The sequence below is a fragment of the Streptomyces sp. URMC 126 genome, from assembly GCF_051386555.1.
Lineage (GTDB): Bacteria > Actinomycetota > Actinomycetes > Streptomycetales > Streptomycetaceae > Streptomyces.
In genome coordinates, this window is the sequence record NZ_JBPQTX010000066.1 from 20,303 (window position 1) to 27,109 (window position 6,807).

General features: G+C 74.2%; 6 protein-coding genes. 2 read left to right on the top strand and 4 right to left on the bottom strand.

From position 1 onward, the window contains the following. Nucleotides 1–27: 27 nt before the first annotated feature. From ACSNOK_RS11115 to ACSNOK_RS11125, 3 genes are all read right to left on the bottom strand, one after another. A complete protein-coding gene (locus tag ACSNOK_RS11115) occupies nucleotides 28–1,284 on the bottom strand; it encodes an MFS transporter (RefSeq protein ID WP_436780453.1) in 1,257 nt (418 codons plus the stop codon). A 90-nt stretch (nucleotides 1,285–1,374) separates the two neighbouring features. After that, nucleotides 1,375–1,956, bottom strand: coding sequence for a TetR/AcrR family transcriptional regulator (locus tag ACSNOK_RS11120; protein WP_436780454.1), 582 nt, complete (start codon nucleotides 1,954–1,956; stop codon nucleotides 1,375–1,377). A 32-nt stretch (nucleotides 1,957–1,988) separates the two neighbouring features. Next, the gene (locus ACSNOK_RS11125) at nucleotides 1,989–3,581 is read right to left on the bottom strand and encodes an FAD-dependent oxidoreductase (protein WP_436780455.1); all 1,593 of its coding nucleotides are present in this window, start codon (nucleotides 3,579–3,581) and stop codon (nucleotides 1,989–1,991) included. A 49-nt stretch (nucleotides 3,582–3,630) separates the two neighbouring features. On the opposite strand from ACSNOK_RS11125, the gene ACSNOK_RS11130 reads away from it, so the two are divergent. Continuing rightward, a complete protein-coding gene (locus ACSNOK_RS11130) occupies nucleotides 3,631–4,281 on the top strand; it encodes a TetR/AcrR family transcriptional regulator (protein WP_436780456.1) in 651 nt (216 codons plus the stop codon). Between the two features lie 187 nt (nucleotides 4,282–4,468). Here the strand turns inward: ACSNOK_RS11130 and ACSNOK_RS11135 are convergent, their stop codons facing one another. Beyond that, complete coding sequence (locus ACSNOK_RS11135; RefSeq protein ID WP_436780457.1) at nucleotides 4,469–5,386, bottom strand: DMT family transporter; 918 nt, start codon at nucleotides 5,384–5,386, stop codon at nucleotides 4,469–4,471. On the opposite strand from ACSNOK_RS11135, the gene ACSNOK_RS11140 reads away from it, so the two are divergent. Continuing rightward, nucleotides 5,385–6,807, top strand: a 1,423-nt coding sequence (locus tag ACSNOK_RS11140; RefSeq protein WP_436780458.1) for a PLP-dependent aminotransferase family protein, incomplete at its 3' end; no start/stop codon positions are given. The two genes, ACSNOK_RS11135 and ACSNOK_RS11140, sit on opposite strands and share 2 nt — an antisense overlap.

Sequence of the window (6,807 nt, forward strand, 5' to 3'; positions counted from 1 at the left end):
AGGCTCCGGGGACGGCGGACGTCCGCGTCAGCCGCGCGCCGCGCACAACTCCTGCTCCCCTTCCCTCACGGCCTCCGTCCGCTCCCCGCCCCCGCTCCCGCCGGCGGCCACCGGCCCGCCGGCCGCGGGCCGCTCCCGGCGCCGCAGGTCGGGGACGAGGGTGAACAGGCCGAGGAGCGCCAGAACCGCGCCGAGCCACAGCGGGCCGCGCAGGCCGAAGCCGGAGACGGCCAGACCGCCGACCGAGGACCCGATGATGATGCCGAAGGTGATGAAGGAGGAGTGGATGGTGTTGACCAGGGGACGGGCGTTGGCCGTGCGGTGCACACGGGTGATCATCGCCGGGTTCATGGTGACACCGACCAGCCCGATGCCCATCATGCAGACCACCGCGGGGACGGCGAGGTGGGCGAGCAGGGCGAGGCCGATGAGGAAGAGCATGTTCAGGGCGAGGCCGGTGAAGAGCACCGGGAGGGTGTGGCGGTCGGCGAGCCGGGCGACGACGGAGTTGCCGACCACGCCGGCGGCTCCGTAGGCGACCAGCAGCAGCGGCACGGTGCCGGTGCCGAAGCCCGTGACCTCCGTCAGCAGCGGGTTGAAGTAGCTGAACGCGGCGAAGGTGGCCCCGATGACGAGGGCGCTGGTGGTCATGACCAGCCACAGCCGGGGGTTGCGGAAGGTGTCCAGCTCCTGCCGGAAGCCGACGCCGCCCTCGGCGCGGCCCGGGCGGGGCACCCCGACGGCGGTGCACAGCGCGGCCAGGGCGGTGAGCAGGCTGATCGACCAGAACGCGGCCCGCCAGCCCAGGTGTTCGCCGATGAGGGTGGCCAGCGGCAGGCCCAGCAGCGTACCGAGCATCAGCCCGTTCATGACGGTGCCGAGCGCCCGTCCACGCGCCTCGGGGGCGGCGAGCTGGGCCGCGAGGGAGACCCCGACGCCGAAGAACGCCTGGGAGGCGACGCCGGTGACGATCCGGGCGACCAGCATCACCGCGTAGTCGGAGGCGGTGGCGGCGAGGACGTTCCCCGCCAGGAACACGGCGAACAGCACGTACAGCGCGCTCTTCTGGCACATCCTCATCAGGGCGACGGTGAGGAAGGGGCCGCCGAGGGCCATGGCGGCGGCGTAGGCCGTGATCAGGTATCCGACTTCGGGGACGGTCGCGTCCAGCCCTTCCGCGAGCTGCGGCATCAGCCCGGCGACCACGAATTCGCTGGTCACCATGGCGAAGATGCCCAGGGCTAGCACATAGACGGGCCGGGGGACGGTGGTGGCTCGGCTCATGATGACCACGCCTTTCCTAACCGATCGTTCCAATAAAAGGGCGAAAGAAAACCCCCTGGTCACAGGGGGTCCCGCAGGGCCGGGGCCGGTTCAGCGGAGCACGCTCAGCGCCCCCTCCACCGCGTCCTCCAGCCGCCGGCGCCCGTCGGCGGTCTTGCCGACGACGCGCAGCCCCTGGAGGAAGGTGACGAGGAACCGGGCGAGGGCGCGCGGATCGGCGCCCTCGTTCAACTCGCCCTGATGGCGCGCCCGGACGAGGGCGCCGGCGAGGGCCGTCTCCAGTTCGTCCAGCGCCGAGGCCACCCGCCGCTCGGCCTGCTCGTCACCGGGCAGGATCTCGACGGCGGTGTTGGTGACCAGGCAGCCCTTGCGGTCCGGGTCGTCCAGGGTCTCGGCGGCGTAGCGCCGGAACAGCTCCCGCACGTCGGCCAGGGCCGACCCCGGCCGGCTGAGCAGCTCCAGGCTCACCTCGCCCTTGAGCTCGCAGTACCGGTCGAGCGCGCGCAGGTAGAGGGCGTGCTTGCTGCCGAACGTCGCGTAGAGGCTCCCCCGGTTGACGCCGAGGTGGTCCACCAGGTCCTGCATCGAGGTGGCCTCGTACCCCTTCCGCCAGAACAGCTCCAGCGCGGCCCGCAGCGCGGCGTCGGGGTCGAACTCCTTGCTCCTGCCCATGCCGTCGACGCTATACGAATCAAACCGAACGTTCAAGAATTCTCGGCCGAGACGCGCACCTCCCCACGCCGCACCGGCCGCCCCGGCTCCCCGAACCAGCGGCGCAGCGCCGCCTCCACCCCCGTCCGGCCGTCGGCCGTGTCCGCCGCCCAGGCGGTGCACCCGTCCGGCCGGACGAGGAGGGCCGCGAGCCCCGGCCGGTCCGGACAGGCGGCCGTGAGGACGTCGACCCGTCCGCCGTATCCGCCGGCGGACGCGCGGAGCTCCGGGTCGTCGTGGAGGTCGACGAGCAGGGCGCGGCCGTGACGGAGGTGGTCCGCCAGCCGGCTGCCGTCCGCGAAGGCGAGGTCGGGGGCGCTGCGGCCGGTCAGCGGATGGCCGCCGGGGAGGTCGTACCGCTGCAGGACGCCGGAGATCCTCTTGACGACGTGGGTGGTGCCTTCGACGGTGCCGAGCAGCTCGCGCACCACCGTCCGCAGGGCGCGGGCGTGCGGGTCGGGCCGCATCACGGCCAGTTGGGCCCGTGTCCACTCCAGCACCCAGGAGCCTATGGGGTGCCGTTCGGCGGTGTAGGTGTCGAGCAGGCCGTCGGGCGCCCAGCCGTGGACGGTGGCGGCGAGCTTCCAGCCGAGGTTCACCGCGTCGCCGATGCCGAGGTTGAGACCCTGCCCGCCGAACGGCGAGTGGACGTGGGCGGCGTCGCCCGCGAGCAGGACGCGGCCGTCACGGTAGGTGGACGCCTGGCGGGCGTTGTCGGTGAACCGGGTGGCGGTGTGCACGGCGGTGACGGTGACGTCGACGCCGGTGACCCGGCGCAGGCTGTCCTCGATCTCGCGGGCGGTGACCGGGGCGTCGCGGTCGACGGGCGGCCCGTCGAACTCCACGGTGAGGACGCGGCCGGGCATCGGCCCGTGGACGTAGTGGCCGGTGGCGGTGGTCTGCCAGCCGCTGCCCAGCGCCTCGGCGCCCGTCATCTCGACGAGCGCCTGCCGCCCGGTGATCTCAGGGTCGGTGCCGGGGAAGGCGAAGCCGGCGAGTTTGCGGACGGTGCTGCGGCCGCCGTCGCAGCCGACGAGCCACCCGGTACGGACCTCGCCCGCGTCCGTATGGACGGTCACGCCTGTGTCGTCGGCATCCAAGCCGGTGACCGTCACCCCGCGGCGGACCTCGACGCCGAGGGCGGCGGCCCGCTCGGCGAGCAGCCGCTCCAGGGGCTCCTGCGGGACGAGGCCGACGGCCGCCGCCGGGCCCGGGTCGCCGAACTCGGGATCGGACGCGTCCAGCAGGGCCGCCTGGAGCGGTATCGCCGCGAAGTGGCCGGCGAACCGGGGAGCCGGCACGGGGGCCGGCTCCCCGGCGGCCCGGACGCCGGCGGCGAACGAACTGAAGCGGCCCAGCGCCTCCTTCTGGATCTCGGCGAGGGCCGGCAGCAGACCCCGGCGGTAGAACGCCTCCGCGCTCGGCGTGTTGATGGCCCCGGCCTTGATCGTCCGGTCCACCTCGGTGCGGCGTTCGAGGACCAGGACGCGGGTGCCGGCCAGGGCGAGTTCGCAGGCGAGGGTGAGGCCGACGGGGCCGGCGCCCGCCACTACGACGTCGTGCTCCGGGGATTCCATGAGGTTCATGAGGCTCACTGTAGCCACTAAACTTTTATAGTCGATATACCCTTCTCGCATGAGTGGACGGAAGGCATCGGATCCGGCGGCGGAGCTGCCGCTGCGACAGCGCAAGAAGCTGCGGACGCGGCAGCGGATCTCGGACGTGGCCACGCGGCTGTTCTTCGAGCGCGGCTTCGAGGAGGTGACGGTGGCGGAGGTGGCCGAGGCGGCCGAGGTCTCGGCCATGACCGTCTTCAACCACTTCCCGCGCAAGGAGGACCTGTTCCTCGACCGCATCCCCGAGGGCATCGAGCTGAGCACCGCGGCCGTCCGCGACCGCGCCCCCGGCGAGACCCCGGTCGCCGCCCTCCGCCGCCTCGCCCTGCGCCTCGTCGACGAGGGGCACCCGCTGTCGGCCGTCGGGCACGCGCCGTTCTGGCGGATCGTGTACGGCTCGCCGGCGCTGCGGGCTCGCTTGCGCGAGGGGGCCGACGAGCTGGAGGCGGCCCTCACGGCCGCGATCGCCGCTCACCCCGGGCCGCCTCCCGGCGATCCCCAGCCTCGGATGACCGCGACTCTCGCTGTCGCCGCTTATCGGGGGGCTTGTACGACGTCGCTGCGGCGGGTGTTCGCGGGAGAGGCGGTCGGGGTGGTGCTGGCCGACCACCGGGCGTTGCTTGAGCGGGTGTTCGGGGAGCTGGAGCGGGTGTTGCCGCTCGGGGGGTGAGGCTCCCCGAAACCGCGCTCCGCACGGTTGTCCTCAAACGCCGGACGGGCTGAAGTGCACGCCCAGGGCGGCACTATCCAGCCCGTCCGGCGTTTGAGGACGAGCGGCGGAGCCGCGATCAGCGGGTCTGGGGCGCAGCCCCAGGAAACGGCGAAAGGGCGGGACCGGGGCACCCCCAACGGCCGCATCAAGTCCGCTGCGTCACCGCGATACACACCAGCACCGCGACAGCGGCCACCGGCGCCGCAGGCGAAAGCCGCTCGCCCAAAAGCGCCACCGACCAGACGAGAGTCAGCAGCGGCTGCGCCAGCTGAAGCTGGCCGGCCCGGGCCACCCCCGTCGCGGCCATCGCGCGGTACCACAGCCACATGCTCACGAACTGGGAGAAAGCGAGCCAGGCCAGCCCGGCCGCCGTCTTGCCGGTGCCGTGCACGGGTTCCAGGGAAAGCGCGACCGCCGCGCCGGCCACGCCGGCGGGCAGGCAGAGGACGAGGGCCCAGGCGATCACCTGCGAGCCGGGCATCAGCCGGGCCAGCCGGCCGCCCTCGGCGTAGCCGGCGGCGCACACCAGCAGCGCGGCGAACAGGTAGAGGTCGCCGGTGCCCGGCCGGCCGCCGCTCTGGTACAGGGCGAAGGCGATGACGACCACGGCCCCGGCCACGGCGGCCACCCAGAAGGCGCGGGAGTGCCGGGTTCCGGTACGCAGCGTGGCGTAGACGGCGGTGGTCACCGGCAGGAGGCCCACGACCACGGCCGCGTGCGAGGTCGTCGCGGTCTCCAGGGCCAGGGTGGTCAGCAGCGGGAAGCCGACGACGCAGCCGGCCGCGACGGCGAACAGCCCGGCCCAGTGCCGGCGGTCCGGCAGGGGCACCCGGCCGGCGAGCAGGAAGCCACCGGCGAGCAGGGCGGCGAGGACCGCGCGACAGGCGACCACCGACCAGGGGCCGAGCCCGTCCAGGGCCCAGACGGTCGCCGGGAAGGTCAGCGAGAACATGCCCACGGCGAGCAGGGCGAGGAGCGTGCCGCCGCTCACCGCGGCACCGGTCGCCACACCCCCGCCGACCGCTATCGACATCGGACGAGTAGCGCTATCTTGTGCTGTCATGCACGAGCGTAGCAGCGTGTCCGAACTGGCCGGACTCCTGCGACAGGAGGTGAACCGCTACTCTCCTGGTGAGAAGCTGCCGTCCAGCAGATCCCTGATCGACCGCTACCGGGTCAGCCCCGTGACCGTCTCCCGGGCCCTCGCCGTCCTCGCGGCGGAGGGGCTGGTGGTCACCCGGCCGGGGGCGGGCGCGTTCCGCGCGGAGGCGCGGCCGGCCGCCCGCGCACCGCTGGGGGACACCTCCTGGCAGCAGGTGGCGCTGAGCGCCGAACCGGGCGACCGCACGGTGCCTCGCTCCGTGGAGGCGAGCCGGGTGTGCGCGACGTTCGCCCCCACCCCGTCCGGCACCATCGACCTCGCCGGCGGCTACCTGCACGCCTCGCTCCAGCCGGAACGCGCCCTGGCCGCCGCCCTCGGCCGGGCCGGCCGCCGGCCCGGCGCCTGGGGGCGGCCCCCGGTCGAGGGCGTCGACGAGCTCCGCGCCTGGTTCGCCCGGGCGATCGGCGGACAGGACGGCACGATCGCCGCCTCCGACGTCCTCGTCACCGCCGGCGGCCAGAGCGCCCTCACCACCGCACTGCGCGCCCTGGCGCCCCCGGGCGCTCCCGTACTCGTCGAGTCGCCCACGTACCCCGGCGTGCTCGCCGCCGCCCACGCCTCCGGGCTGCGCCCGGTGCCCGTCCCGGTGGACGCCGACGGAGTCCGTACGGACCTGCTGGCGGACGCGTTCCGGGCCACCGGCGCCCGGGTGTTCTTCTGCCAGCCGCTCTACCAGAACCCGACCGGCGCGGTCCTCTCCGCCGAGCGCCGCCGCGAGGTGCTGCGCATCGCCCGGGCCGCCGGGGCGTTCGTCGTCGAGGACGACTTCGCCCGGAGCCTCGCCCACGCGGACGCGCCTCCGCAGCCGCCCACGCTGGCGTCCGAGGATCCGGACGGAGTCGTCGTGCACGTCACGTCGCTGACCAAGTTCGTCTCGCCCAGCCTGCGGGTCGGCGCGCTGGCGGCCCGGGGCCCGGTGGTCGAGCGGCTGCGGGCGGTTCAGCTGATCGACAGCTTCTTCGTGCCGCGGCCTCTCCAGGAGGCGGCCCTGGAGCTGGTGGGTTCGCCCGCCTGGGCGCGGCACGCGCGGACGGTCGCCGCCGAACTGCGGTCGCGGCGGGGGGTGTTCCTCGGCGCGGTGGGGCGCGAGCTGCCGTCCGTCGCTCTCGACCATGTGCCGCCGGGGGGCTTCCATCTGTGGTTGCGCTTGCCCGACGGTGTCGACGAGTCCGCTTTTGTCGCAGCGGCTCTGCGTGTCGGCGTCGCCGTCGCCCCGGGCCGCCTCTACTACGCGGCCGAGCCGCCCGCTCCGCACGTGCGGTTGTGTGTGGCCGCTGTTGCGGGGGAGGCGGAGTTGGTGGAGGGGGTGCGGCGGTTGGGGG

What these genes read in the sequence shown, in the direction of transcription:
- ACSNOK_RS11115 (WP_436780453.1), bottom strand. Translation starts at nt 1,284, where the DNA reads ATGAGCCGAGCCACCACCGTCCCCCGGCCCGTCTATGTGCTAGCCCTG.
- ACSNOK_RS11120 (WP_436780454.1), bottom strand. Translation starts at nt 1,956, where the DNA reads ATGGGCAGGAGCAAGGAGTTCGACCCCGACGCCGCGCTGCGGGCCGCG.
- ACSNOK_RS11125 (WP_436780455.1), bottom strand. Translation starts at nt 3,581, where the DNA reads ATGAACCTCATGGAATCCCCGGAGCACGACGTCGTAGTGGCGGGCGCC.
- ACSNOK_RS11130 (WP_436780456.1), top strand. Translation starts at nt 3,631, where the DNA reads ATGAGTGGACGGAAGGCATCGGATCCGGCGGCGGAGCTGCCGCTGCGA.
- ACSNOK_RS11135 (WP_436780457.1), bottom strand. Translation starts at nt 5,386, where the DNA reads ATGACAGCACAAGATAGCGCTACTCGTCCGATGTCGATAGCGGTCGGC.